Source organism: Streptomyces prasinopilosus (assembly GCF_001419695.1).
In the GTDB taxonomy this organism is placed as follows: Bacteria; Actinomycetota; Actinomycetes; order Streptomycetales; family Streptomycetaceae; genus Streptomyces; species Streptomyces prasinopilosus.
On record NZ_LIRG01000899.1, the window covers coordinates 1 to 1934 of the forward strand.

2 protein-coding genes are annotated in these 1934 nt (G+C 76.6%); both read right to left on the minus strand.

Annotated features, from left to right (window positions below; genetic code table 11):
- Nucleotides 1-11: 11 nt before the first annotated feature.
- A complete protein-coding gene (locus AOK18_RS28160; protein ID WP_055696153.1) occupies nt 12-611 on the minus strand; it encodes a flavodoxin family protein in 600 nt (199 codons plus the stop codon).
- A 111-nt stretch (nt 612-722) separates the two neighbouring features.
- A partial coding sequence (locus AOK18_RS28165) for an amidase family protein (protein ID WP_055696154.1) occupies nt 723-1934 on the minus strand: 1212 nt, incomplete at its 5' end.

A 1934-nucleotide genomic window follows, 5' to 3' on the forward strand; every position in this document is an offset into this window, starting at 1 on the left:
GCCGGAGGACGTCACCGCGCGGTCCCGGTCTCGTGGGGGAAGCGGGCGAGCGGGACGGGGGAGTCCGGCGCGAAGAACGTCTTCGCGCGGGCGAGGGCCCCGGTGTCCTTCAGCACGTCACCCGGCTTGCTGCCGTTGCCCAGGAGCACTCCGCCGAAGCGCATGCCCAGGTAGGCGGCGGAGCGCTGGAGGGTGCCGATCAGCGGGTCGGCGACCGCCGGCTCGTCGTCCGCGAACGCCGTGACGCCCCAGAGCGTGCGCCCCGCCATCGTCGCCCCGAAATCCAGGCCGGGGGTGCGCAGCCAGCCCGCCCAGTGGTCCAGGTAGCGCTTGGTCTGCGCGGACACCGAGTACCAGTAGAGCGGCGAGACGATCACCAGGTCCGTCGCCGCGACGGTGGCGTCGAGCAGCAGGGCGACCTCCCCCTCCGTGGGACGGACGTGGTCGCTGTCGTGACGGAGGTCCTCGAAGTCGGGCAGCGGGTGCTCGGTGAGGTCGATCCAGTGCTGTTCCGTGCCCGGGGGCAGCTGTTCGGCGGCCCGGCGGGCGAGTAACGCGGAGTTCCCGTCGCGTCGGGCACTCCCCAGGACGAAGAGGAAACGGCGTGTCATGGTCATCCTCCGGACGATCGGCGCACATCAATTACAGGCATGTGCATCATATGCGCGCGCAAGTAAATGTCCAGGGGGATGCGGGAGACGACCCGGCCGCGAGAACGGCCCTCAGCCCTTCCGGCCTCCAGCTCCTCGGCCCTTCCGGCCGCTCGGCCTCTCCGCCGCCCCCGCCACGGTGAGCAGCAGCGCTTCGCGCCCGTGCGGTGCCACCAGCTGGAGCCCGGCCGGGCAGCCGTCGGTGCCGAACCCGGCGGGCAGGCTCAGCGCGGGGTGCCCGCTCACGTTGAACGCCCAGGTGAGCGCGGTGGAGTAGACGTCGCCCGGTCCCTCGTGGCCGTGCGGCGCGGTGGGCGCGGCAGGCGTCAGCAGCAGTTCGGCGCCGGCGAAGAGACGGGCCAGGCGCCGGTCGTTCTCCGCCCGGACGCGGTGGGCGTCGGCGAGCCCGGCGGGGTCCGTTCCGGGGGCGCGCAGAGCGAGCCAGGCCGCGGCCGGATCCAGGAGCAGCGGCGGCGCCTGCGGCCGTACGAGCCGTACGACCCCGGCATCGACGAGCCGGTCGACGGCGGCCCGGGCCAGCGCGACGGGCTCCGGCTCGGGACGGGCGAAGCCGAGGTCGGGGGACCAGACAGCGGTGCGCGGGAAGGACGGCGGCGTGCCGACGGCGGGGCCGCACGGCATGCCGGTGGCGGGGTCGTACGGCAGCCCGGCGGTGGGGTCGTACGGCGTGCCGGTGCCGGTGGCGGGCGGTGACACCGCCCGCCACCAGGCCGCCGCGTCGGCCGCCGTGCGAGCGAGGACCCCGGGCGCCGCGAGCCTCGTGCCGTCGCGCGACGGGAGCCGGCCGTTGGTGGCCTTGAGACCGAGGACCCCGCACCACGCCGCCGGGATGCGCACCGATCCGGCCCCGTCGCCGCCCGTCGCCAGGGGCACCAGACCGGCCGCCACCGCGACCGCGGCCCCCGCGGAGGAACCCCCCGGTGTGCGGTCGGCCCGCCACGGATTGACGGTGCGTCCGCGGGCCCCGAGACCCCAGGTCTGCCAGGCGGTGCCGGGCCCGGGCACCGCGGTGGCGCCCACCGCGACCCCACCGGCCGCGAGCAGCGGAGCCGCCGCCCGCATCCCGTGCCGGCCCTTCACGGCGACCGGCACCCCGGCCAGCGGCAGCCGGACGCGCCCCCCGGAACCTCCGCCCCCGCCCGGACCGGGCGAACGCGGCGGCCCGGCCTCGACCAGGGCGTCCACCTCCCCCGCCCGACGCAGGGCCTCCTCGGCCCACACCTCGGTGAACGCGCACAGCACCGGATCGAGCGGGCCGATCCG